A 24,935-nucleotide genomic window follows, 5' to 3' on the forward strand; every position below is an offset into this window, starting at 1 on the left:
CCCGCGGCATCACCGCGCCCTCTCGCAAATTCCATCGAGGATTGTCATGCACGCGAATATTCTGAAGTTCTTGATCGACGGTGCCTGGGTAGATCCGGCCGGGACCGGCCGTCATACCCTGATCAACCCCGCCACCGAGGAGCCGATCTGCGAGATCGCAATGGGCGATGCGGTGGATGTCGATCGTGCCGTCGCGGCTGCTAAGGCAGCATTTCCATCCTATTCGATGACGAAGCCCGCTGAGCGCCGGCGCCTGCTGCAACGTCTTCTCGAACTGTATAACGAGAACTACGATGAGATTGCTGCCATGATGACCGAGGAAATGGGCACGACAGCCAGCTTCTCGCGGGCCGCCCAGGCGTGGGTTGGACGCGCCCATCTCGAAACCATCATCGACGTTTTGGGCACCTACCAGTTCGAGGAGCTGAGAGGCGATGTTCTGATCTCGCGCGAAGCTGTCGGCGTCTGCGGTTTGATCACGCCCTGGAACTGGCCGATGAACCAGCTCGTCGTGAAGGTCGTGCCGGCGCTGGCCGCAGGGTGTACCATGGTCGTGAAGCCCAGCGAGTATTCGCCGCTCAGCTCTATCCGTTTCAGTGAACTGGTGAACGAGGCGGGCTTCCCGCCGGGTGTTTACAACTATATCAACGGCGAGGGCCATGTCGTGGGCGAGGCTATGTCGCGCCATCCTGATATTGACATGATGTCCATTACCGGCTCGACCCGAGCTGGCGTCGCCGTCGCAAAAGCCTCCGCCGACACGATTAAACGTGTGCATCAGGAACTTGGCGGTAAGTCGTCCAATATCATCCTGCCGGATGCCGATTTTGAGGAGGCCGTCGCTCGCGGCGTACACGGCTGCTACACGAATTGCGGTCAGGCCTGTAAGGCACCCACCCGTATGCTTGTCCCCCATGAAAGGATGGACGAAGCCGCCGATATCGCCGCTCGCACGGCCGACATGATCCGCGTCGGCATGCCCACCGATCCCGCCTCCGAACAGGGCCCTGTGGTCAACCGTCAGCAATATGAGCGTATTCAGCGGCTTATCGAAAGCGGTATCACCGAAGGCGCCCGCCTTGTCGCGGGTGGTCCCGGCCGTCCGCAGGGCCTTAACCGCGGCTACTATGTGCGCCCGACCGTCTTTGCCCATGTGACGCCCGATATGACGATCGCGCGCGAGGAGATTTTCGGCCCCGTCCTGTCGATCCTTGGCTATTCGGACGAGAGCGATGCCGTGCGCATTGCCAACGACACGATCTATGGTCTCGCCGGCTACATCCAGACCAAGGACAGTGCCGCGGCGCAGCGGATTGCAAGGCAGCTGCGAGTTGGCATGGTCTATATCAACGAGGCCGACTGGGACGCCGCATCGCCATTCGGCGGCTTCAAGCAGTCCGGCAATGGCCGCGAACACGGCGAGTACGGTCTTGCAGATTTTCTTGAGATCAAGGCCATCGGAGGATATGATGCGCTTGCCAAAGCATCCTAGCGGCGCGGTCGAACCGGACTCTTCGATAATGCCAGCTTCTTCTGAGCGCTAACGCAAACGTGCGCAGTATGATGATCGGTAGAAAAGCTGAAGACATGATCGAGCATGGCGTGGTCAAGATTTTGGTCACAAGAATCCATGCAGCCCAGACATTCGCACATGAAGGATGTGTGAGCAGTCTCCTTTGCTGAGCTCGAGAAGCTGATAGTCCGTGGACTGCACCATACCCGCCGTTGCAGGTGGATTAATAAACTTGTCGACCAGCGGAGCCACAGCCAGCTACAAACCTATTGTTCGAACGAAGTTGATTAAACGAATTTTGCGCCTCACTCGGCGAGTAAAGTCGTAAAGGCGCTTCCATGCGGTTGAATCAACGGCAGGCAACACCTGAGAAGCTGTGTCTGGCATTGCTACGAAGATCATCGCGACTCCATCATAGTCGGATCCGCCGACGGACCTCATGGACGAGCGTCAACGTGTTGAGCCGCCTTAGAACCCGATCCGAAAAGGTTGATCCCAAAAGTCCAGGGGCAATCTTTGGCCAAGTTTCCAAGGCTTGTTGAACGGCACGCTCGACTTCGCGCGTAATGAGCTTTGGATCCAGCCTTATAAAGCTCGCCACCCGTTCGAAGCGATGCATGTTGACTGCATCGAAGTTATGCGTCCTCACGAAGCGCAATGCCATCTCATCTTGCGGGAGATACAGGACGGTCGGCACAATATCATAAGCGGGCGATAGCCTAACCTGGCCGGCCTGAGGGAAATAGAAGGACCAATTCTTTAGATGATTGTCGCCATTTCCTAGAAGCACATCGGCAACGACGCGCCTGACGGCTTCCAGAACGTCGTCACGGTGATCAGTACTGAAACGGCGAACCATGTTGATGACTGTCTCGGTCGTACCCATCGTATATTTTCGGTCACCTACAGCGCCGAGTATTTGGCCCGCGTCTTCAACGTGGATGCGGCCATTAGAGGACCTATCGAACCTCTCCACAACAAGCACGTTTTCTCCGTGCTGCAGGAATTCGGCTGGTATGTCACGGATTGCGTCGCGAGAGACGAGTCGGCACGGCGCGGTTCTAACGCCTATGGCGCTTGCCATCTGCATAGCGGCAAACTCTGCTTCGGGAAGATTGGGAAATCGTTCGCTGCCCAGCTTGATGATGCAGCGACCGGTCTTTCCCCGGGCTGGGGCTGTCAGACGGTCGCCATCCGCGTTGCCGGTAAATTTCAGTTGGACGCCTGCCAGCGAGAACTTCACCGCGCCTGCAGGAAGCGGTGCCTTGAAGCCGTAAACCTCTCCGAAATCCAGTGGTCCTGCCGACACCGGTATGTCGGTCTCAGGGACAATGAAGATCGCACCGGGCAAGTCCGCTCCGAGGCGGGTCAGTACGTCGAATTCGTCGTGATCACCCGGACCCATTTCCGTCATCACTAGGTCGCGCAGGGCTCCTTCCGGCAGAAGCCCGGAAAACCAGGGCGGCAACCTCCCGTGTAGTCCGATTTTGTCTCCACGCGAGGCGAGCCTTTCGCGTGTCCCTTGGTCGGAATCGGGATCATACCAGCCAAGACTGAGGATTGGCCTAGTCGCATTCCGCAGAAAGCCTTCCGCAACAACGAACGACACCGCACCATCGGCGTCGCGCGTCAGGGTCCCGGTCCTAACGGACGCTCCTTCTTCATCGAGCATGAAGACGCCAAGAACCGCAGCTGCTTTCGCCATTACTGGTCCTTTGACTCATCGTCGTCGAGGTCGATGAAGAGCTCGTCGAACGCTCTTGGAACATCGGTCGAATGTCTTGGAGCGGGGATGTCATCGACCAGCTGCCGCATGCTTTCCATGCGCGATCTCGGGATCAGCACGGGGACAAGATCAAGCGTATCGCACAGTTCGGCAAACAGAGTTAAACGGTCCCTGCCTAAGCGATTGTTGGCCAAGTCTCGTTCCAGCTCCGATATACGTGCACGATTCCTCCCGAGTCTCTCGGCGAGCGCCGGCTGGCTCAGGCCACGCTTTTTACGAGCTGCGAGCAATTGTTCGCCCAATAACTGGAAAACGCCGATACTCATGCGGAATGTCGCTCTTTTATGAAAATAGTGCGGAATTCCGCGTATGGTCCTTTTACACATGCGAGCGGAATTCCGCAATATATTTTACAACTGTACGGAATTCCGCTCACGTTCTCCGCGGCTGAACGCCCATAGAACGATCGCCGTCTTTGGGCGCTTGGTGTCCAAGCTGGCGCCGGCCCGGGTCGTGCCACTGATTGGCGCGGTACGCCTCCCCGCGGCATCAATGATCTCCGGGTAAATCTGGTCGATTTTCCCCTAAAACATAGCTGATATCGGCGCCGATTGTTTTATCCCGGCTCCGCCTTGGGACCCGCGGTTGCGCGTGTTTGTTTAGCGTGGGGGCATAGAGAGAGCTTTTGCAAATTCTCATCCATAACTCGCGCCCAAGGGCCTCCAATTGTGATTGGCGGGGCATTGTCAGGCCATGATTCGCAACAGTCCAGCGTTCATCCAAGGATGGTGGAGACACTGTTAAGCTTGCCGCCTTGCTCGGCCGTGCCGGACGCGCAAGCGGTGATGTAAAGCCCGAAGACCTGCGGGTGTGGGGGTAGAAAGGTCTGCCGTCGGCACCAGGCGGTAAAGTGCTTCCAGTCTGCCGCATAGGCGCGATGTGTGCTTGCCAAGCTCGCCGCTTCGACATAGCCGCGGGCACGATCGATCAGGTCCTTCAGATGGAGCGGTAGCGGGCGTTGGCTTCGGCGAGAGGGGAGGTCGGCCGGCGTCGTGACCGCAGAAACATCAAAGGAAATCGTCGTGCTGTCAGGTGGCACTGAGCGGTCCGGCGCGTGATTTTCACTGTTTTCGTCGATGACTCGGCCCGTTCTCTATGTAGAAACAAAAACAAACGATAATGCACTTCGACACTGGGGACGTGTTGCATCCTGCCGAGTGCCAAACACAAGCTCGCTGCTGCTGTCGTTCGTAGATTTCCCACGTGAGGGTAACACTCGCCGGCAAACGTTATGCATAGGAAACACGTCATGTTGGGAATGGACCTGTCTCACATTCTTTAACATGCGGGGCGCGTTCGATAGCTGGGACAGCGGTATTTGAGTTTTTTCGATCAGGACCATCATCCTCTGGAAGAGGCTTTGAGCGCCCAGTCCCCTTTCTGGTCCGAATTCCGTGTGGAATGCGGGGGCATGGAGGAGAGTTGGACGACGGCGCGTGCGTTTTTTGACGATGCCGCTGCCATCGACGCCTTCATGAATTATGAACGCTCGCATCACAGCCATATGGACGACAAGACATGTGCCGCCTTGGTGATGATCGATTACTGCTATGTCTTCATGTTGGCGACGATCCCGCTTGTCGCCGCGTCGGGTATCGTGCCGGATCTGACGCCTGAACGCATTGCGTTGCGGATGTTCGACGACCGGCATGATCACGACGGCGAGGTTCATGACGTTCGTCGCGCCGATATCCGCTACCTTTCCCATCGTTTTTCGACGGATAGACTGTCTCTTGGTCATCATCCGGATGCGACGCTTCTTTCTGGCCGAGAAGAGCTTTGCGATGCCTTCCGGATCGCCATCGAAAATCATTTTTCAGCGTTGATCGAGGTCCTGGTGAAAAGGTCCGGTCTAGGCCGCCCTGCTCTGTGGCGGCTGGTCGCCGACGCTGTCGCCGGACGATGGCTGGAGGTCGGCCGACAGCTCAACTGCCGCGGTCAAGCGCGGCAAGACGCCATGCGCGTGGTCAAACACACGGGTTCGCCGCTTTATAACAAGCAATTACATTTCTTCGATCTGACCTTGCACGATGATAACTGCAAGCCGATCGGCTCCTGGACGTTTCGGGCAAGGGGTGGCTGCTGTCGGTACTACACTGTCGCGGAGGGCGCGCTATGCTCGACCTGCGTTCTGAAAAAGCCGGAAATACGCGACGCCGAGCTGCTCGATACCATGCGCAGACACGTCGCCTTGCTGACGGCTGGACAGCCAACATGAAGATGATGTTTCAGGGCAACAGCGTGTCGGAAAGCTGACGGCATCCGACTTTAAAGATGATTTTTATATTCCACTTTTCGCTGTTATGTGCATGCTTGACGCGTGAATTTGTAGCATGGGCGTTGCATGGCCGACATAGTGACAAGCAGATCCGACGAAATCGAGAGGCTTTACCAGACCGAGCGCCGCCGGCTCGAGCGTATGGTCACGCGTAAGGTCGGCCCGTCACAGGCGTCCGATGTGGTGCAGGAGGTCTTCGCGCGGATCTGGGAGAAGGCCAAGGAACATGTCGTGCTGACGCCCTCCTATCTGAGCCGCTGCGCAAGCAACTCGGCGATCGATCAGCTGCGCGTCGAGAAGCGTCACAAGGCCCTGGCGGATAAGATCACTGCTGACCAATATGCCGCGCCAGTCGCAACGCCGCTCCAGATCGTCGAGGCCAGGGACGGCATCCGTCATCTCGACGACACCATCCGGCGCCTGCCGGAGCGTACCCGCCACGTCTTCCTGCTGAACCGCGTTCATGGCTGCACCTACCAGGAAATTGCCGCCACGATGGGCCTCAGCTACATCATGGTGGAGCGCGAGATGGCAAAAGCCCTGCTTGCCTGCCGGGAAAGCTTCAAATAACGCTTCCAGCATGAGGGGCGGTCGCTTTTCGCTCCGTTATCATCTTGAACGGGAAGATCGATCAGGCGCTTGCCTCCGCTATCTAGGGTAATAAAGGCCATGGCAGATAACGAAAAGGCGGCCGGAAACCTGTCGGGTGTCGAAGCCGAAGCCGTTGCCTGGTTCACCCGGATGAACGGCAAGCCTTCGCGGGCCGATCGTGACCACTTCGCGGCGTGGCTGAACGCCGATCCGGCACACGGACGCGCCTATGACGACCTTCAGATCCTGTGGTCCTCGGCTGCCGGGCCGGGCGCAGACGTGGCACGTGAGGAGGAACACACACTCTCACGTCATCTGGATAATGTCCGGCGCATGCGTGAGAAGAAGACATCAGGCAAGGCCGGAGCGATCATCGGCCTCTGTCTGATGTCCTGTCTGGCGGGGGCGTGGATCTGGCTTGAGAGACCGAACGTGTTTCAGGATATTCAGGCCGACTATGTCACGGCCCGCGGCGAGCGACGCACGGTCGAATTGAAGGATGGTTCGACGATCCTCCTGGATGCGGACACGGCCATCGATGTCGATATGGGGACGTCGGAAAGACGTGTCCAACTCCTGCGCGGAACCGCATTCTTCACGGTCAAACGATCCGATATCCCCTTCATCGTGAAGGCCGGGGACGGAGAGGCGAGGGTTCTTGGCACGACCTTCGATGTGGCGGTGCAGGATGACGGCGTGTCGGTGACGCTCGAAAGCGGCAGTTTGCAGGTCACCGGCACTGCGACATCACAGCGTGTGGTCCTTGCGTCTGGAGAAAGTGTCGCCTACAGCGCCTCCGGGATCGGCAGGTCGCAGAAGGTAGATCTTGGGGAGCGCACAGCCTGGCATGATGGGCGGTTCGTGTTCAACGATGCCCGCCTCGGGGACGTCCTCAGGCAGATCGAGCGCTACCGTCCGGGCCGAATCGTGCTTCTTTCCGATACGCTCGCGGAAAGAAGGGTAAGCGGAAGTTTCTCGGTCGATGACCCGGATGCGGCACTTGCGTCCGTTCAGTCACTGGTCGGATTTACGATGAATGATGTTGCGGGCCGCCTCGTCATCGTCAGGCCCTGAACGGCTCTTTTGCCTATGGTGCAAAAAAGTTTGAATTTTTCGCTTTTCTGATGAGGGTGGCCCCCGGCGAGCTTCGTTACCTCAACAGGATGACGGCAGACCGATAGAAGGGGATCTGTCGCCATTCCCGAATGATCTGAGGGAATAGGGGCATTTGATGAAGACCGGAAGATTGGGGCGCAACGTGGCTATCCTGCTCGCGACGACAGTGCTTGGCGCAGTAGATGTTGGTCCACTCGCCGTTGGGAGCGCGATGGCGCAGACCGCGACACAGCAGGTCTACAGTTTCGATATTCCGGCAAAACCCATTCGCCAGGCCATGAACGATATCGGGCGGATCTCAGGCCTCGCCGTCATATTTGACGAAACGTCTGCGGCGTCGCTGAATGGGCGCCCGGTCCGTGGTTCCATGACCGCGTCCGAGGCCGTTTCCATACTATTGTCGGGTACGGATCTCCAGTACCGCTTCACAAACGGCAATACCGTTACCATCGCCAGCACGTCCGCGGCCACCACTGGTGATACTGAAGCCCTGTCGGGCGACACGGTTCTGGCGCCGATCATGATCTATGGTTCGCGCAACGCGACAACCCTCAATGACACGTCGGCGAGTGTCGGTATCCTGACCGCCGACGAGATTGCCAACAGCCAGGTCCGCAGTATCCGCGACGGCTTCCAGCGCATGGCCAATGTCATGGACGGCGACTGGACCGATGCGGGTTTCGTCATCCGCGGCGTCAACTCGGAGGGGCTTGTTCCGGGCGGGGCGCCGCTTGCGACACTCTATGTCGATGGTGTCCAGCAAACGGTGCGTGGCGCCCGGCGTGGTGCCCGCGGGCTGTTCGACGTCGAACAGGTCGAAGTCTATCGTGGCCCGCAGTCGACGCTGTCCGGTCGCGCCTCCATGGCGGGCGCCATTTACGTCAAAACAAAGGATCCCGTATTCGAGCGCGAGGGAGAACTTTCCGGAACGGTCGGCACGGGCAATCTCCATGGCACGGCGTTCATGGTCAACACGCCGCTGGTGGAGGACGTGCTCGCCCTGCGTATCGCCGGGGAGTTCGAGCGCAGCAAGAACGATATCAATTACCCGACATTCGAAAATTACGACCGCTACAGCGATTTCACGCATGACACCTATTACCAGATCCGCGGCAAGGTGCTCTTCCAGCCGGCGGAGATGCCTGAAACGCGCGCTCTGTTGAGCTATTCCTTCTCGCACGATGATCCCTATGTCCGCGACATTGGCGGTCCGGCCGGCTCCCTGGGCTTCAGCTTCGATGACGAGCGCGGCGATTACCAGATTCCGGCCTATATCGAATACAGGCCAACCCGCGTACACAATGTGGGCCTGGACGTGACCCACAACTTCACCGACGAATTGAAGCTGACATCACTTACGGCCTTCACCTACTCCGACACCGATCGCTTTTCGCCGAACTACGGCACGGCAGGGGAGGTCAACACCTATCACGGCTATTACAAGGAATGGATCGCATCGCAGGAAGTGCGCCTAAACTACTCGGGTGAAAAGTGGAACTGGGTCGGCGGGGTCTACTTCGCCTATGAAGACGAGAAGAACTTCTACGATCGCACAATCCCGCTGACGCCGACGATCGGTCGCAACCAAGTCCAGCACAACACCCAGAAATCTTTCAACGCCGCCATCTTCGGCGAGGCGACCTACGAGTTCGTTCCGACATGGAAGGTCACCCTGGGCGGCCGTCTCGACTACACCGATCAGGACATCACCCAACATCTCGTCCGCACCCAACCAGTGGGGGGCACGACGACCGTACTCACCGACTATGGCGCGTCGTTCGATGAGATCAATTTCGTGCCCAAAATCGGCCTTTCAAAAGACCTCACCGACACCCAGACGATAGGCATCACCTACTCACAAGGCTTTCGAACTGGTGGCGCCAGCTACAACGTGGCCAGCGCGACAGCCTATACCTATGAGCCGGAAACAGCTTCGACCTACGAGATCTTCTACAAGGGGAGCTTCCTGGACGAGCGGCTGAAACTGAACTCGAACGTCTTCTTCACCAAATACAGCGACCAGCAGGTCCAGATGCAGCTCGACCCGACCGACGCGACAACGCGCCGCATCCTCAATGCCGCCTCGTCGGAAGCCTGGGGTTTCGAGATCGAGCCCTCGTTCGAGGTGAACGACAATCTCGAGACCTTCGTCTCGCTCGGCTATGTCCACACCGAGTTCAAGGACTTCAACGATCTGACCTACGGTGACCTTACCGGGCTGCCGTTCCCCGAAGCACCGGAATGGACCGTCGGGCTGGGCGCGCGCTACACGTTCGACAACGGCGTCTTCGTCGGCACAGACGCAAAATACACCTCGCGCTATCTGGCACGCCTCGGCAGCCTGCCGCACGACTATCTGGACAACCGCTGGATCGTGAACATGCAGGCCGGCTACAAGACGGAGCGCTGGGAGATCAACGCTTTCGTGCAGAACCTGCTGGACGAGAAGTATTTCGTCTACAACGACAACAATATCGCTGCCACGCTGGGTGAACGCCGTCGCGTCGGCATGAACCTCAAGGTCAAGTTCTGAGCATGCGGGCTGGAGCGATCCTTCGTTATCGCTCCAGCCGCGACGTATGGGATTTCACGGCATGAAAACGGCGTTGTGCCTTATCATTTCCGCGCTGGCGATGTTGCTTTCGCTCACGCCAGCGGCTGCGCAATGTCATGGACGGGAGATATCGGAACACGTCCTCGGCGCGCCGGTTTGCGTGCCCACGGCGCCATCCCGCATTGTCGTGCTCGATCCGTTCTATAATCTCGGCATGGGGCTCGAGCTCGGTTTGCCAATTGTCGGGGCGCCGCTGATGACGGCGCAGGATCCAGACCTGCGTAGGGCAGCGGAAAAGGCATCGGTCACGGATATCGGTGACGCAAGGCAACCAAGCCTCGAGCGTATCGTTGCCTTGAAGCCCGATCTGATCATCGGTGACGCCACGTTGCACGCCCAGGTCCGCGGTATGTTCGAAAAGGTCGCACCGACCGTGCTGATCGATGTCCGGAACTGGAAGGATCATCTGCAGGTCCTGGCGGATATGACCGGCCGCAGGGACACCGCAGCAGAGTTGCTCGCGGGTTATGAAGTTCGGGTCGCGGCCATACGCGCGCGTGTCCCCCATTTTCCGGTCTCCATCCTGCGCATCACGCCGTCGGGGTTCCATGTCTATGTCTCCGGCCCGGCTTCCTATGCGCCCTATGCCGTGCTGCGCGAAGCGGGCGTTCAGCGCACGGCTTACGAAACGGTCACCGATAATACCGCGTTCAAACGTCCAGGCTGGGAGGAGATCGGTCTTCTCGATGGAAAGACACTGTTCTACGTCGTCGTGAGCGGATACGATCAGGCGCCCGACGATGCCCTTGAGGCCGCGACCACCAAAAATCCATTCTGGCAGATGCTGCCGGCCGTACAGGCCGGCCGGGCCTACCGCGTCGATCGCGCCACTTGGATGGGTTTTCACGGGGTCGCCTCCGCCCATCGCGTTCTCGATGACGTCGAACGCTACATCGTGAATGCGCCGTGACAGAGAAGCACGCAGACCCTCTGCGGGCGCTCGGGCTCGCGATCCTGCTTTGCGTATGCATTCTGGTTGCGGCGCTGGCAATCGGCGCGGGCACGTCGCGGCTTTCGCTGATGACGGTCGGCGAGGCAGTCTTTGCCTTCGACGGGTCCCGTGATCACCTCGTCGTCACCATGTTCAGGCTTCCGCGTGTGCTGGCCGGTGCCATGGCGGGCGCTGCACTCGCCGTTGCCGGGGCGGTGATGCAGGCGGCGACCCGCAATCCCCTGGCCTCGCCCGGCCTGCTCGGCATCAACGCTGGCGGCGCCTTCGCCGTGGTTGCCGCCATGGCGCTTCAGATGACGGGCTCGATGAGCGACGGCAATGGCCTCATCTGGTACGCCTTCGGTGGTGCGGCCATCGCCGGGTTTGCGGTCCATGCGCTCGGATCACTCGGGCCGGGCGGACCGACGTCGCTGAAACTCGTTCTGGCAGGAGCAGTGATCGGCACCTTCCTCACCTCGCTGACCGCGGCCATCCTGATCTTCGATCAGGCGACGCTCGATGCCGTAAGGCTCTGGACCGTCGGGTCGCTGTCGGGGCGAACCATGGGGCAGGTCATGGCTGTCGCCCCCTACATCGCCACGGGTCTTGCGGCCGCGCTTTTGCTGCGGCGGCAGTTCACGACACTCAGCCTTGGCTCCGACATCTCTGGCGCGCTGGGGCAGAGCGCGCTGTTGTGGCGCACGATGTCAGTGGTCATCGTGGTGCTGCTCGCCGGGAGCGCGGTGGCGCTTGCGGGGCCTGTCGGTTTCGTCGGTCTTGTCATGCCGCACATCGCGCGCCTTACGGTCGGGGCCGATTATCGCTGGATCGTGCCTTACAGCGCCATCGGGGGGGCATTGCTGCTCGTCACCGCGGATATGATCGGACGCGGCCTGTTCGCCAATCAGGACTTTCCCGTCGGCGTGACGATGGCGCTGATCGGCGCGCCGTTCTTTCTGTGGCTCGCCCGTTACCGGCTGCGCAGCTCATGACGTCCCGGCACGTGGTCCTGGCTGCCGCGCTCCTGAGCGTTCCAGCCCTTTTGCTCGCCAGTCTGTCTCTCGGCGACCAGACGGTTTCGCGCGCCGATCTTGAAAGCCTTGTCGACGGCAGTGCGACAAAGCAGATCCGCATGATCGTGCTCGATCTGCGTCTGCCGCGCGCGCTGATGGCGCTCACCGCTGGTATGGCGCTGGGCATTGCAGGAGCGATCGCCCAGGCGGTGATGCGCAACCCTCTCGCCGAGCCCGGTATTCTCGGCATCAACGCGGGCGCGGCTTTGGCGGGCGGACTGGTCATCGTCGGCGTGAAGGGGGCGGGGGCAACGCTTTTACCCGTGGCCGGCTTCGCCGGGGCGACATTGATGGCTGCCGCGGTCTTTGCGCTCTCCTGGCGAAATGGCACCTCGTCGCTGCGCATCGTGCTGATCGGCATCGCGCTCGGTTCGCTTGCCGGCGCCGGAAGCAGTTTCCTCATCGCTTTTTCCGACGTGGCGGATGTGCAGCGATTGATGATCTGGCTTTCCGGCAGTGTCTACGCCGCAAGCTGGGAAACATTGCGCCTTCTGGCCGCATGGCTTGTCGTGCCTGTGGCGTTGGCCTGTCTCGCCTTCCGCCAGCTCGATCTCATGCGTTTCGGCGACGATATCGCGGCAAGCCTCGGTCAGCGTGTCAATCTTGGTCGCGCCTTCCTGATCCTGCTGTGCACGGCCATATCGGGTGCGACAGTCGCAGCTTGCGGTCTGATCGGCTTCATCGGCCTGATCGCGCCGCATGTCGCCCGCAAGATGGTGGGCGCCGGCCATGCGCGCATGATCCCGGCATCTGCGTTGGTGGGTGGGCTGCTCCTCATGGCGGCCGACCTTATTGGACGGACCGTCATTGCCCCGGCGCAGTTGCCGGCCGGCATCGTCACGGCGCTGATCGGCGCCCCATTCCTTGGCTATATTCTCTGGGGACGCCGCCATGCCGCTCAGTGACAATGAAGCAGGATCTGGCCTGCGCCTCGACAAGCTGTCGCTCGGCTACGGAAGCAGGATGATCGTCGAAGAGCTGGACCTCAAAATCCCGCCGCAGGCGTTCACCGTCCTGCTCGGCCGCAACGGGTCGGGCAAATCGACGGTGTTGAGAGCCTGTGCCGGCCTGCTCAAACCCAAGGCAGGCACTGTCCTGCTCGATGGCAAGCCGCTCGCCAGGTTCACGGCGCGCGAAGGCGCAAGACGCATCGCTATCCTGCCGCAAGGTCCTGTTGCGCCGGAGGGGCTTGCGGTATCCGATCTTGTACGCCAGGGGCGATACCCGCATCGAAGTCTGTTTTCGCGTTGGTCGCGGGCGGACGAGGAAGCGGTCAACGAAGCACTCGAACTTACAGGCATGGCGGATCTGCGGGAACAGCCGCTTGAAAACCTCTCCGGCGGCCAGAGACAGCGTGCATGGATTGCGATGTCACTCGCGCAACAAACGGAGATCCTTCTCCTCGACGAACCGACCACGTTTCTCGACCTTGCGCATCAGGCCGAAGTCATGAGCCTCATAACCACGCTGGTGAAATCCCGTCGGAAAACCGTCGTCGCCGTGCTCCATGACGTCAATCAGGCGGCCCGGCACGCCGATCATATCGTTATGTTCAAGGCGGGAAAACTTGTGCAGCAGGGGCCGCCGAACATCATCATGACGAGAGAGCATGTCCGGCGCGTCTTCGATATCGATCCTGACATCATTCATGACCCGAAGACGAATGCCAAGTTTATCCTGAGTTGACAGGCCAAAGGGACGCAGCCCCGCACCCAAGGGGCCGGCTGCGCTACAGCCCGGCCGCCTTGGTGAGATTGACGCGGAAGCGGTCGGGGCGGCGCTGATACTTACGGGGCATCTCGGCAGACGTATGGCCGAGCTGCTTCTGCGCATGGCGTTCGTCCACCTCGGCGGAAGAGGGCAGGCCGGCACGCAACGAATGGCCTGCAAACTTACCGCCCCGCTCTACATCCGGCAGATCGCCGCGCACGCCGGCGGCCAGCGCAGTCTTCTTGACAAGGCGGGCCACCTCCTGGTCGTTCAGCCGGTCCGGCCCGACATCCTTGCCGCGGCCCGTTACGCGTCGGAAGAGCGGTCCTCTGTCAGCGTGTCTAAGAAGGCGCGCACGGCTGGGTTGGTCCTGCGGCTTTCTGGCCAAAGGGCAGTTACGTTGTGTCGTTCGACTGCGAAATCGGCAAGAACAGAGACCAGGGCGCCACGTTTGACCCATGGCGCCGCCATGAAGCTGGTTGCCATTCCGATGCCGGCGCCTGCCGCGACGGTCGCGAGCACCGCTTCGCTCGCATCGACGATGATTGAAGAGGGCGGCACAATCTCGATGTCGCGGTCTCCGACGCGAAACGGCCAGCGGAACAATTGGCCGCTGCTTTGATAGCGTAGGTTCACCGTTTCGTGCGCCTGTAGGTCATCGGGATGAAAAGGCATGTCTCTTGTCGCCAGATAATCCGGCGAGGCATAACAGCTGAGACGGTAAGGCGCGAGTTTCCGGGACAAAAGGCGCGAGTCGGAAAGGTCACCGATGCGCACGGCAATATCAATCCCCTCTTCGATGAGATCCACCGTGTGATCGCTCAGCCTGAGGTCGATCGATACTTTCCGATGCCGTGCGCGAAAGCCCGGCAGCAAGGGCGTGATGACATGGAGACCTATCGGGAATGAGGCGGCAATGCGTAAGGTTCCGGCGGGCTCCGACCTGGCGGTCTTGGCAGCCTGTTCGATCTCCTCGGCGTCCCGCAGCAGTTTCAGCGCCCGCTCGTGCAGATCGCGACCTTCATTGGTGAGCGTGAGCGAGCGCGTTGTACGTGTAAAGAGCGCCACCCCAAGCTGACGTTCCAGACGCTGGATGCTTTTGCTGATCGCCGAGGGCGAGATGGAAAGAGAGCGGGCAGCAGCCGAATAGCTGCCCAGGGAGCCGGCGCGGGCAAAAGCAATGAGGCCGGTCAGCCGGTCAATTCCGATTTGTTCCTTCATGGCACTATTAAAGCGAAGTGGAACGTCATTATCAATCCACAGGTCCAGTCTTACATCTGGGTACATGGAACCGCTGTGGAAGGAAATTCCCATGACCGAGATGATGAACGCCGTCCGTTTGCATGAATTTGGTGGCCCCGAGCTCCTCCGTTACGAGGGGGCTGCGCGGCCGGTGGCCGAAGCAGGAGAGGTGCTCGTCCGCGTGCATGCGGCAAGCATCAATCCTCCCGATTTGTACCTGCGTGATGGCTACCGGGCGCTTCCACCCGAGTGGCGGCCCAGCCCTCACTTTCCGCTGATCCTCGGCACAGACATTTCCGGCGTCGTGGCAGCCGTCGGAGAAAACGTCTCGGGTTTCAGTGTTGGCAACGAGGTCTTTTCGATGGTGCGATTTCCAAATGATCTCATGACCGGCAGCAACGCCTATGCCGACTATGTCAAGGTCCCGGCCCATGACCTTGCGATGAAGCCTGCCGGCATAGACCACGTCCGGGCCGCAGCCGCTCCGATGTCCCTGCTCACGGCGTGGCAGTTCCTTGTCGAGCTCGGTCACGACGTCCCCAATCCGTTCCAGGACTTCGCCCATGCGCCGATAGCGCTCGAAGGAAAGACCGTGCTGGTCAATGGCGCCGGCGGTGGCGTCGGCCATCTGGCGGTTCAGGTGGCCAAATGGAAGGGCGCCCGCGTCATCGCCGTCGCCTCGGGAAAACACGAAACAGCGCTGCGCGATCTCGGCGCCGATGCCTTCATCGACTACACCAGGCATTCTGCTGAGACAGTCGCCCAGGATCTGGATCTGGTCATCGACGCTGTCGGTGGCTCCGACATGGAACGCTTCCTGACCGTCATCAAAAAGGGCGGTGCGCTTTACCTGGTCAATCCCCTCGCATTTTCCGGCCACGCGGAGGCGGTGGAACGCGGGATTACCGTTTCAACCACGCAAGTTCGCTCCAACGGCGCGCAGTTGGCGAAGGCGGGTCGCCTGCTGGACAGCGGAACAATTCGGGTCTTGATCGACAGTGTCTTTCCGCTTTCAGAGACCTCGGCCGCACATGAGCGGGCATCCAAGGGCGGTATTCAGGGCAAGATTGTCCTTACTGCGATCTGACCCCCTTTCAGCGGAACATCTATTTCCCGACTGCGATCCGGTCGGGGAGGATTTGGAGCAGAGGAAATCAGGAATGTTGATTGTCATGGGATACATGCATGTCGGCCCCGCCGATTTAGCGGAGTTTTATGCTGACCTGAAACAACTTGCTATAACCGCACGCCAACGTCAGGGCAACATCTCCTACGATGCGGCTTTGGATGACACTGAATCCGGCCGTGTGCTCATCGCGGAACGATGGGCGGACCAAGTCGCGCTTACGTCACACCTTTTGGCAGAAGACACTTTGGCCTTCATTGAACGCTGGCAAAGCCGAATGCGGGGCGACATTCGCAAATACGACGCCTCGAATGAGAGAGAGCTTGGCGGCGAGTGACCTGTAGAGAGGTCCGGATCGCGATCGCGCAGCACCTGCTGCGCGGCCGCTTGACTTATCGCTTGGTTGTGTCACCAGCGCCGCACATCCTGCCCGCCAAACAGCTGAGTGATCGGCAGCTGGAAAATGAAATAGGGGTTGATCGGTGGCATCGCGGTCGCCTGCTCCAGCCGGGTCAGATGCTCAGCTGTCAGCGCCACATCGAGCGCTGCAATGTTCTGCTCCAGCTGCTCCACCCGGCTCGCGCCGATCAGCACCGAGGAAACGCCGGGGCGTTCCACGACCCATTTCAGGGCGACTTCCGCAGGCGTGCGACCGATTTCCGACGCGATCTCCTTGACCGCGTCCACCACATCGAAATTTCGTTCGGTAAACAGCATGCCACCGAATGGATTGTCGCCGTTCAATCGGCCACTGCTACCGTCCTCGCCCACCTCCGCTGCGCGGTCCGGCATGGACGCCGCGCGCGAGGCGTCGGCAATCTTGTCGCGACCGTATTTTCCAGTAAGCATGCCGGCGGCAAGCGGGCTCCACGGCACAAGACCGAGGCCCAGTTCCTGGCCCGCCGGAAGAAGATCGAGTTCAACGCCGCGATCGATCAGCGAGTAGGCGTATTGCAGCCCGATCGGCTTCGGAAGGCCATGTGCCTCAGCGAGCGTTGCGATCTTCGCAACATACCAGGCAGGGGTGTTTGAAAAGCCGTAATGCAGGATTTTTCCGGAGCGCACGGCCTCCGTCAGCGTCTGCAAAACCTCTTCTGCCGGCGTCGTGCGATCCCAGACATGCATCCAATACAGGTCGATGTAGTCGGTCTGCAGCCGCTTCAACGAGCTTTCGATCGCCAAACGGATGTTCTTTGCACCATTGCCGCCCCAGAGGGGTGTGCCTTGGCCGCGGGAAAAGCCGGACTTCGTGGCGACCACAAGGCTGTCGCGTCGCCCGCTGTGGCTCAGGAAACGGCCGAGCATGGTCTCGCTCTCGCCGCCGGAATAGATGTCAGCCGTATCGATGAAGTTTCCGCCAGCATCCATGTAGGCGTCAAACAGAGCACGGGAGGTTGTCTCGTTAGCGCCCCAGCGACCCGCGCCGAAGGTCATGGTGCCAAGCGCGAAAGGGCTGACGATCAGCCCGGATTTTCCAAGGGTTCGGTAGCTCGTGAGGTTCATATGCATTCTCCAAGTTTGTCACCACTCGATCTAGGCGCTTCCATCCGAGGCGATTAGCCCTTGCCGACTGCATGAACCTGTGAGCACCATGCAGCAATGGAGCGTAGGGAACTCAACGATCTTCTGGCCTTCGAAGCCGTCGCCCGCGAGCGTAGCTTTACGCGCGCGGCAGCGCTGCTCGGCATGTCGCCATCTGCCCTAAGCCATGCCATGCGGGGTCTGGAGGACAGGCTCGGTGTACGGTTACTTGCCCGCACCACCCGCAGCGTCGCGCCGACGGAGGCGGGCGAACGACTGTTGCAATCCCTGCGCCCGGCTTTTTCGGGAATAGAAGAAGGGCTGGAGGCGCTGCGCGAATGGCGCGATAACCCGTCGGGTACCGTACGCATCACGACTTTCGCCTATGCGGCCCGTATGGTGCTGCTCCCAAAACTTCCGATCTTCCTTCTCGCTCACCCGGAGATCCGCGTTGAGGTCAGCATCGACGACGGATTGACGGACATCGTTGCTGCAGGTTTCGATGCGGGCATTCGGTTGGGGGAGGCGGTGGCGAAAGACATGATTGCCGTCAGACTCGGGCCGGACCTACGCACCGTCGTCGTCGGAACGCCAGAGTACTTTAAGCGGTATCCTCCGCCACTGACACCCAACGATCTCGACCGCCATGCCTGCATCGGCTACCGGCTGGCGACCTCGGGTGGCCTGCTCCCCTGGGAGTTCGAGAGGGGTGGCAAGGAGATCAAAATCTACACCAGCGGGCCGCTCGTCGCCAATGACAGTGACCTGCCCGCCGCTGCCGTTCGCGCTGGCGCCGGCCTCGGATACATGATGGAGCATGAAGTGGCGGACGAGATCGCGTCCGGAAAGCTCATCCAGGTTCTTGCGGATTGGTGCCCGGCTTTTCCGGGTTTCCACCTCTACCACCCAAGCCGGCGTCAATCACCGCCAGCACTGCGGGCTCTGATCGCAGCGCTCAAGTCCAAGTGATCGTCGTGTTCAGACGGAGATAAAGCCCGAATTTAAGCGTTGCCACAGGCTAGAGAATGAGGGCGAAAGTGGTTGTCCACTTACACTTGAGAATGCGTCCGTTCCGGCCGACTTCGGCGCTTAACTTGAGATTTTTCGATGCAATGCTCTCCGTCTATCGCTAGACGGCTGCTTGACAGGCGGCACACTCACTTGTGCGGCGCCATTTGCGTTTTCCCACCATCCGCCTAGGGCGTCGAGAAGCGGCACGAGCTGGAGGCCCGCCGGCGTGAGATCGTATTCAACCCGCAACGGGTATCCCTCGAATTCCGCGCGGCTGACGATACCGGCGTTTTCCAACTTCCGCAGTTCCAAGGTCAGCATCTTGTGCGAGATCGTGGGATTGTCGCGACGCAGGTCGCTGAAGCGTTTCGTACCGTCCTTCAGATAATAGACCAGCAAAGTGGGCCATCGGCCACTGAGGATCTGCATCACTTCCTCGATGGGGCACTGTGAGATCAACTGTTTCATGGGCAGCTCTTGGTTACAAAAAGGTGCGTAATTTACTTGCGGCGAGGATCGCTTAGGTTCCAGTTCCGCTGCGCAGCGTGGTCATCAGAAATCACGGAGAACAATCAAATGGAACCGATCCTCATCTATGGCTTCCCGCTAGGAAGTTCCATGGGGCTTGTTGCAGCCCTTGAATGGCTGGGCGAACCTTATCGGCTTTGCCGGGTGGACATGCTGGGCGAGATGCGTGAACCATCCTACGCCCGGATCAATCCCCGGCACGAGACACCGGTATTCGTCGACGACCAGGGCAGGATCCTGACGGAGACGGTGTCCCTTGCCTCCTGGCTTGAGGCAAGGGACACCCACCGGCGCGTTAGTTTCGACCCGTTGTCCCGCGAGGCGGATCGCATGCACCAGATCATGGCCTTTGTGAATACAGGCTTCACGGCGGCATTCACGCCTCATTGGGCCGCGCTCGAAATGGATCCGCCGAACCCCGCTCTGCAGGCTATGCTTCGGGACTGGGGCAGGGAGAGGATCCTCGAGCGTCACGACAAGCTGGAGGAAATGATCTCAGACACGCCCTTCCTGGTTGGCGATAAGCCGACACTGGCGGACGCCGTGTTCATAGGTGTGGCGCGCTGGCTCGACTTCCATGCCATTGCGCACAAGTCACGTTGGCCAAAGATGGCTGCATTGCGCGAACGGCTCGAGGCGGATCCAGCCGTCACGTATGCGACTGCCCTTGAGAGCGGCGACAACCCGACGAGGACGGGTAGCTGCGTGGGACATGTCCCGCTCGCAGAGGTAATCGGTCAGTTCGGCCAATAGGAGCAACGAGGTCCGGCACCTTCGTGCCGGGCCATCGTTTACGAATGCATGCGATGACTTTGCATGACAAGAATATGTTATTGGTTTGTCACCTTCACAAAGCTCTCGAGGTCTCGTCGCCTGAAAACGGCCAGAATAGTGAAAGCGAGTAGACCCAGTCCCACGCTTGCAGGAACGGCACTAGTTGAAATGCGATCCAGAAGGAAACCCGTACCAGTCGATCCCATTGCGCTCCCGACGGAATAGGAAAGCGAGAAGCTCGCTGTTCCCGCGATAAGCATTCCGCCTTTGAAGCGCTCTCCGAGGATTGTCAGGGCGCAAGTGTTCAGCGCGAATGTCGCGATCCCAATCAGCGCAAATATTAACAGGAGGGCGGTTTGTGACTGAAGGAATGGAATGATCAGGAATGCAAGCGCTCCGGAGAGCCCACAGCCGATCGTGACTCCGGCGCGCGAGAACTTATCGAGTAGCCATCCAACCACTGGCTGGGCAAAAGCGGTGGGAAGTGAAAGCACCGTGATAGCATAGGCTGCGAACGCTTCTGAATGGCCTACGCGGACGAAGTAGACGGCCATGCCGGATATCGCGGCAATGTCGGCAAAGCCGAAGACTAACTCCATGAGTACCAGGATGGGTGCGGCAATAATAAAGGCCGTTAACCCACCAGAGGGTGCGGCCTCAGGCACTGTTCGAGTGTTAGCGTTGAAAACTGCGCAGGCAAGACCGATCAAAGCGACATAACCGGACGCCCACGCAAAACCAGAACCATTGGCAGTACCAAAAATAGGTATGGCCAATGGGCCGGCTGCGAAGCCCGCGCACATACCAGCTCCATAAAGGCCAGAAATCCGTCCACGTAAGCAGTCTGGGGTAGCGATGTTCAGCCATGCCCCGCTCAGGATCGAAATTAGGCTGGCACAGAAGCCAACTGTCAAGCGGGCGACGAACCAGACTGGCAGCCAGGTTATTGTCGCGAATGCCAAGAGACTGAGTGCACTACCAAAAAGGGCCGCCACGACCAGGTGGTTTCCTCGAAACCTAGTGGTGAGTCGGTGTATCGTCAGGACGCACAATACCGCTCCTGCGGCATAGGCAGCAGCATTCAGGCCGATCAAACTCCCGCCTATTTCCCTGGCTTCGAGCGTAAGAGAAATAAGCGGAAAGGTCAGTCCTTGCGCGACCGCGAACGCCGTTACGCTCAAGATGACAATCACGATTGCGGCCCAGTCGGGCTTGTCGTGTTGCGGTGTCCCCGTTTCGAGCATGTCTATTCTCCGCCTCCGATGTCGAACGCACGGCCAATATACGGAACGGTGACTTGTCATTCTGTCGACAGCTGATCTATTTGTATCTAGTTTTCGTCAACGTGAATTGTTGCTCATTGCTATGATGGCACCTGTAGGACGGCCACGGTACAAGCGCGACGTCGAGAGCCAAGAGGCGGGCCGCGGCCTCGGATGGCATACGCATGATTTCGGCCAGTTCTTCTCCGCCATTCATGGATCGCTGTATGTTGGTATGCCCGATCGCGTTCTCCTTCTCAGTCCGGCCATGGCTGTATGGATACCGCCGGATGTCGATCACTGCCTCCGCTATACATCGAGCAACGAAATCATCTATATCGACGTGAACCGCCTAGAGTCAGAAAGGCTTGGGGCAAAACCGCGCGTCGTTAAGATGACGCCGCTCCTCCAATCTTTGATGAGTGCAGTTCCCGACAGTGAAGCGTCCAGCTTCACTCCGCCTCATGAAGCCGCATTGTTCGACCTGCTCTTTCACGAAATCCGGACGGCCAAAGACGTTCCGCTTTCCATAGCAATGCCGCAGGACAAACGTATTCGCGAACTGGCCCAGGCTGCACTCGAGCACCCAGCTTTGATCACGTCCATTCATGAATGGCTGAACGGCGCCTCGGCCAGCCGAAAGACTATCCAGCGGCTTTTCATAGCGGAGACAGGTATGTCACCTTCCCGTTGGTTGAGGCAAATCCGCGTTCTTCACGCCGTCGCCGAACTCGCTGGTGGTAAGAAAGTCAGCTCTGTTGCGCTCGATCTGGGGTACGAGTCGCCCAGCGCGTTTACATACATGTTCCGTAACCTCATGGGATCAAGTCCAAGCGATTTTAGCCAAGGTGCGAAGAGTGCAGGGACGCACGTTGCGTCGGGACTGCCGCTGGGAGCCCGCCGTGGTAGGTAGCGCGTCTGTTTGGGAGCCTGTGTCCACCAAATCAGAGGCTCCGGGCGATTGCCGGGGTGGCAATCAACAGTGCTTTGTGTGTCTCGTGGTACCTTGCAAGCCGACCAGGCTTAGGTGGTGAGCGGTCCCTTCGGAGCCTTGGTAACGAAGGCCAGTATGATGAGGCCCCCCACGGCGCAGAAGAAGGTCAGCCAGAAGGCATTGATATAGGCAAGCACTGTCGCCTGTGCCTGAACGTTTTGCGACAGAAGTGATGTCGCCCGGCTGTGCGCCAACGCCTCGCCTGCGCCGGAAACCTTGTGCGACAGGGCCGCGAGCGAGGTCGTGGAGGCGTGCGATCCCCGCTCGACATTGAGGCCTATCAGATAGGACTGTACTTGCTCGCCCTTGCGGATATAGGTTGTCATCACAGACTGGACCACTTGAACGGCAAGAAGCCGCATCACCTGGATATATGCGCCGGTCGCGATCGCATTCTTCGGATTGCCGTTGGCGACAGCCAGCACGATGATCGGCATGAAGGTCAGTATATGACCTGCTGCCTGAAGCACGAGTATGGTACGGAAATTGTTGCCGTTCCATTGCGAGGTCAAACCCGTTCCGAGATAGGATGCGACGCCGAAGCAGACGAGCCCGGTCGCAATGATCAACCTGCCGTCGGTGCGGTGCATCGCCCAGACGGCGACCGGCGTTAGCAGAACGAGCGGAATGCAGACCCACTGGATGAGGACTGTGCCGATCTGCTCCGGCCGCAGATGCGCGACCGCTGACAGATAGTTCGGAACGAGCGCGGTGTTGGAGGCGGCCGCCATCGTGTAGAGAAGCGAGACCGAGAGAATGAGAAGGACGTTGCGCGCGCTGATGGCACGGACATGGGCCCAGGGTGTTTCGACCACCATCTCGTTGATGAAGAAAGCGAGTATCAGCGTCAGGCCACCGATCAACATGGTTATGACGAGGCCGCTCTGAAACCAGTCCAGACGATTGCCCTGGTCTACGGCGATGAACAGCAGGGTCAGGCCGGCCCCGAAAAGCATCATTCCGCCCCAGTCCGCGCGTTCCAGCATGTCGCGATTGACTTTCTCCGCCGGTGCTCCGAACCATGCCAGAAGTGCCAGAAGCGGCGCCAGAAAGACATCCTGCCAATAGAGAAACTGCCAGCCAAGATGCTGGACATAGATATCGACGAGGGCCGTGCCTGCATTGGCGGTGAATGCGGTACGGAAAGAATAAAGCGCTATCCCGGTGATCCACCATTTTATCGGCAGGTTGCGCAGGATGATCATCAAGGTGGCGGGCACGAAGATGCCGAGCAGCAAGCCATGGACGACATGCAGCAGGACAAGGGCGGTAAAGCCGGAGGTCGTCGGAATGAGGGCGGAGGTCAGGGTGTAGAGGAGGGCTGCCGGAACGAGGATCCGGCGTATGCCGAATGTCGCAACGAGCCAGCCAACGGCCGGGGCGATGAGAAGCTGCGGCGCGTTGGCAAAGGTGTTGAGCCAGGCGCCCTCATCGAAGCTCAGGCCGAAAGAAGCCCTGAGGTCGGTCATGCCCAGCCCGAACAGGCGGCTGTGGAAGGACACCATATAAGGACCGACCAGAACAGCGGCCACTGCCAAAATAGGGTGATGCGTTTGCCGCCCGATGAAGCGCAATGGCAGTCGCAGGATCTCGGCCATGGTTTAGCGTCCCGCCGGCGCAACCGATACGGAGACGACCGCCGACATGCCAGCGCGCAGGTGGGCGGAAGCCTCTGACGGGTTGAAGTCGATGCGAACGGGAACGCGCTGGACGACCTTTGTGAAGTTGCCGGTCGCATTATCAGCCGGAAGAAGCGCAAACTGCGATCCGGATGCAGGAGAAAGGCGCGATACCTTGCCGTGGAAGGTCTCGCCCGGCAGTGAATCGACCGTGATGGTAACGGCCTGGCCCTCACGCATGCGCGACAGCTGCGTCTCCTTGAAATTCGCCGTCAAATAGACATTTGGAAGCGGAACGATCGAGATCGCGTTCGTGCCCGTGGTGACGTAGTCGCCGACATGCACTTGCCTCTCGCTGACGACGCCATCGAAGGGCGCGATGATCGTCGTATAAGAAAGCGCAAGCTCTGCAGACTTTAGGCCGGCTTTGGCAGACTGGACATTGGCGGAAAGCTGAGCGCGCTGGCCGTCAGTATATTGCAGCTGTGCCTTTGCCGAGAGAACCGCTGCCTCCGCTGCTCCGAGGCTTGCGACCGTCGTCTGCACCTTGGCTTCGGCCTCGTCCTTGTTCTGCTGGATACCCGCGCCACGATCGATCAGCAATCTCTGGCGGGCGGCCTCGGTCTTTGCCAGATCGGCATTGGCTCTGGCGACCGTGGCCTGTGCCTCCGCCTGCTGGATGGCGGCCTTTTCCAGATTTTCCTGGTTCGTCAGGTTGTCAAGCTGGGCAAGGGCTGAATCGAGCGACGCCTTGGCCTGATCGCGCTTGGCTTCATAATCGGAAGGATCGATCTGGAGGATAACGTCGCCCCTCTTCACACGATCGAAGTCGTGGACCTTGATCGACACGACATTGCCCGCGGCGCGCGCGCTCAGGTGGCTGAGATCCGCGCGGATATAGGCATTGTCGGTCGTCTGCACATCCGCGCCCGCCATCCATTGGTCGAAGCTCTGCGTACTGATGCCGACGAGAACGCAGACGGCGCCGATCACGACCAGCGGCACGACGAACTTGGCATATTCGCGCGGCGGGCGAGGCGGTGCTGCCGCCTCAGGCGCGGGAGCGACGGCAAGTGCATTGGCGGCGATAGGTTGAGGCGACGTCTTCTGGAGCATGTTCTTTCCTTTTAGACGCGACTTTAAGCACGATAGTCGATATCACTTCCAATAGGTTTGAAATTCACATTGATCACTGTTGGTGATTACCCGAGGTTGGGTTCAGTGCAGCAGACGTCTCGAAATGCCC

General features: G+C 59.6%; 23 protein-coding genes and 1 pseudogene. 14 read left to right on the forward strand and 10 right to left on the reverse strand.

The window, feature by feature from the left end:
- The first annotated feature begins 46 nt into the window (after positions 1–46).
- On the forward strand, positions 47–1,492 hold the full coding sequence (locus tag K6301_RS23050; protein WP_247221166.1) for an aldehyde dehydrogenase family protein: 1,446 nt from the start codon (positions 47–49) through the stop codon (positions 1,490–1,492).
- A 433-nt stretch (positions 1,493–1,925) separates the two neighbouring features.
- Here the strand turns inward: K6301_RS23050 and K6301_RS23055 are convergent, their stop codons facing one another.
- The 3 genes from K6301_RS23055 to K6301_RS23065 form a co-directional block, all read right to left on the reverse strand.
- The gene (locus tag K6301_RS23055) at positions 1,926–3,218 is read right to left on the reverse strand and encodes a type II toxin-antitoxin system HipA family toxin (protein ID WP_247221167.1); all 1,293 of its coding nucleotides are present in this window, start codon (positions 3,216–3,218) and stop codon (positions 1,926–1,928) included.
- A complete protein-coding gene (locus tag K6301_RS23060) occupies positions 3,218–3,565 on the reverse strand; it encodes a helix-turn-helix domain-containing protein (RefSeq protein WP_247221168.1) in 348 nt (115 codons plus the stop codon). The genes K6301_RS23055 and K6301_RS23060 overlap by 1 nt, the downstream gene beginning before the upstream one ends.
- A 449-nt stretch (positions 3,566–4,014) precedes the next feature.
- The gene (locus tag K6301_RS23065) at positions 4,015–4,338 is read right to left on the reverse strand and encodes a hypothetical protein (protein WP_425475417.1); all 324 of its coding nucleotides are present in this window, start codon (positions 4,336–4,338) and stop codon (positions 4,015–4,017) included.
- A 279-nt stretch (positions 4,339–4,617) separates the two neighbouring features.
- Here K6301_RS23065 and K6301_RS23070 point away from each other — a divergent pair, with 279 nt between their 5' ends.
- The 8 genes from K6301_RS23070 to K6301_RS23105 all read left to right on the forward strand — a co-directional run bounded on the left by K6301_RS23070 (position 4,618) and on the right by K6301_RS23105 (position 13,588).
- A complete protein-coding gene (locus K6301_RS23070) occupies positions 4,618–5,517 on the forward strand; it encodes a ferric iron reductase (protein ID WP_247221169.1) in 900 nt (299 codons plus the stop codon).
- A 138-nt stretch (positions 5,518–5,655) separates the two neighbouring features.
- Positions 5,656–6,147, forward strand: a complete 492-nt coding sequence (locus K6301_RS23075; protein ID WP_160871907.1) for an RNA polymerase sigma factor — start codon at positions 5,656–5,658, stop codon at positions 6,145–6,147.
- 69 nt (positions 6,148–6,216) lie between these two features.
- Positions 6,217–7,242, forward strand: a complete 1,026-nt coding sequence (locus K6301_RS23080) for a FecR family protein (RefSeq protein ID WP_247221170.1) — start codon at positions 6,217–6,219, stop codon at positions 7,240–7,242.
- Between the two features lie 157 nt (positions 7,243–7,399).
- Positions 7,400–9,817, forward strand: coding sequence for a TonB-dependent receptor (locus tag K6301_RS23085; protein ID WP_247221171.1), 2,418 nt, complete (start codon positions 7,400–7,402; stop codon positions 9,815–9,817).
- A 61-nt stretch (positions 9,818–9,878) separates the two neighbouring features.
- Positions 9,879–10,808: an iron-siderophore ABC transporter substrate-binding protein gene (locus tag K6301_RS23090; protein WP_247221172.1), complete on the forward strand. Its 930-nt coding sequence runs from the start codon at positions 9,879–9,881 to the stop codon at positions 10,806–10,808.
- Positions 10,805–11,821, forward strand: coding sequence for a FecCD family ABC transporter permease (locus K6301_RS23095; protein ID WP_247221173.1), 1,017 nt, complete (start codon positions 10,805–10,807; stop codon positions 11,819–11,821). The genes K6301_RS23090 and K6301_RS23095 overlap by 4 nt, the downstream gene beginning before the upstream one ends.
- A complete protein-coding gene (locus tag K6301_RS23100) occupies positions 11,818–12,807 on the forward strand; it encodes a FecCD family ABC transporter permease (protein ID WP_247221174.1) in 990 nt (329 codons plus the stop codon). Before K6301_RS23095 ends, K6301_RS23100 begins: the two co-directional genes overlap by 4 nt.
- Positions 12,794–13,588 (forward strand): ABC transporter ATP-binding protein, encoded by a 795-nt coding sequence (locus tag K6301_RS23105; protein ID WP_247221175.1) that lies wholly within the window; start codon positions 12,794–12,796, stop codon positions 13,586–13,588. The genes K6301_RS23100 and K6301_RS23105 overlap by 14 nt, the downstream gene beginning before the upstream one ends.
- A gap of 43 nt (positions 13,589–13,631) precedes the next feature.
- Here the strand turns inward: K6301_RS23105 and K6301_RS23110 are convergent.
- Positions 13,632–13,943: pseudogene (locus tag K6301_RS23110) on the reverse strand (site-specific integrase); the annotation flags it as partial.
- Positions 13,919–14,833, reverse strand: a complete 915-nt coding sequence (locus K6301_RS23115) for a LysR family transcriptional regulator (protein WP_247222497.1) — start codon at positions 14,831–14,833, stop codon at positions 13,919–13,921. The gene K6301_RS23115 and the pseudogene K6301_RS23110, both read right to left, overlap by 25 nt.
- A gap of 91 nt (positions 14,834–14,924) precedes the next feature.
- Here K6301_RS23115 and K6301_RS23120 point away from each other — a divergent pair, with 91 nt between their 5' ends.
- On the forward strand, positions 14,925–15,941 hold the full coding sequence (locus K6301_RS23120; RefSeq protein ID WP_247221176.1) for an NADP-dependent oxidoreductase: 1,017 nt from the start codon (positions 14,925–14,927) through the stop codon (positions 15,939–15,941).
- A gap of 73 nt (positions 15,942–16,014) precedes the next feature.
- On the forward strand, positions 16,015–16,317 hold the full coding sequence (locus K6301_RS23125) for a putative quinol monooxygenase (protein ID WP_247221177.1): 303 nt from the start codon (positions 16,015–16,017) through the stop codon (positions 16,315–16,317).
- A gap of 71 nt (positions 16,318–16,388) precedes the next feature.
- Here the strand turns inward: K6301_RS23125 and K6301_RS23130 are convergent, their stop codons facing one another.
- Positions 16,389–17,483 carry an aldo/keto reductase gene (locus tag K6301_RS23130; RefSeq protein ID WP_247221178.1) on the reverse strand — a complete coding sequence of 365 codons (1,095 nt, stop codon included), beginning with the start codon at positions 17,481–17,483 and terminating at the stop codon, positions 16,389–16,391.
- Between the two features lie 96 nt (positions 17,484–17,579).
- Between K6301_RS23130 and K6301_RS23135 the strand changes: the two genes are divergently transcribed.
- On the forward strand, positions 17,580–18,470 hold the full coding sequence (locus tag K6301_RS23135; RefSeq protein WP_247221179.1) for a LysR family transcriptional regulator: 891 nt from the start codon (positions 17,580–17,582) through the stop codon (positions 18,468–18,470).
- A 120-nt stretch (positions 18,471–18,590) separates the two neighbouring features.
- Here K6301_RS23135 and K6301_RS23140 read toward each other — a convergent pair whose 3' ends face one another.
- Positions 18,591–18,980, reverse strand: a complete 390-nt coding sequence (locus K6301_RS23140; RefSeq protein WP_247221180.1) for a winged helix-turn-helix transcriptional regulator — start codon at positions 18,978–18,980, stop codon at positions 18,591–18,593.
- 108 nt (positions 18,981–19,088) lie between these two features.
- Between K6301_RS23140 and K6301_RS23145 the strand changes: the two genes are divergently transcribed.
- The gene (locus K6301_RS23145) at positions 19,089–19,793 is read left to right on the forward strand and encodes a glutathione S-transferase family protein (RefSeq protein ID WP_247221181.1); all 705 of its coding nucleotides are present in this window, start codon (positions 19,089–19,091) and stop codon (positions 19,791–19,793) included.
- Positions 19,794–19,870: 77 nt separating this feature from the next.
- On the opposite strand, the gene K6301_RS23150 is transcribed toward K6301_RS23145, so the two are convergent.
- Entirely contained in the window at positions 19,871–21,058 is a 1,188-nt protein-coding gene (locus K6301_RS23150) for an MFS transporter (RefSeq protein ID WP_247221182.1), read from the reverse strand.
- A gap of 109 nt (positions 21,059–21,167) precedes the next feature.
- Here K6301_RS23150 and K6301_RS23155 point away from each other — a divergent pair, with 109 nt between their 5' ends.
- On the forward strand, positions 21,168–21,989 hold the full coding sequence (locus K6301_RS23155; protein ID WP_247221183.1) for an AraC family transcriptional regulator: 822 nt from the start codon (positions 21,168–21,170) through the stop codon (positions 21,987–21,989).
- 110 nt (positions 21,990–22,099) lie between these two features.
- Here K6301_RS23155 and K6301_RS23160 read toward each other — a convergent pair whose 3' ends face one another.
- Together K6301_RS23160 and K6301_RS23165 are read right to left on the reverse strand one after the other, a co-directional pair.
- Positions 22,100–23,668 (reverse strand): MFS transporter, encoded by a 1,569-nt coding sequence (locus K6301_RS23160; protein ID WP_247221184.1) that lies wholly within the window; start codon positions 23,666–23,668, stop codon positions 22,100–22,102.
- A 3-nt stretch (positions 23,669–23,671) separates the two neighbouring features.
- Positions 23,672–24,805, reverse strand: a complete 1,134-nt coding sequence (locus K6301_RS23165) for an HlyD family secretion protein (protein WP_247221185.1) — start codon at positions 24,803–24,805, stop codon at positions 23,672–23,674.
- Positions 24,806–24,935: the final 130 nt, after the last annotated feature.

This window comes from Shinella oryzae, from assembly GCF_023038235.1.
In the GTDB taxonomy this organism is placed as follows: Bacteria; Pseudomonadota; Alphaproteobacteria; order Rhizobiales; family Rhizobiaceae; genus Shinella; species Shinella sumterensis.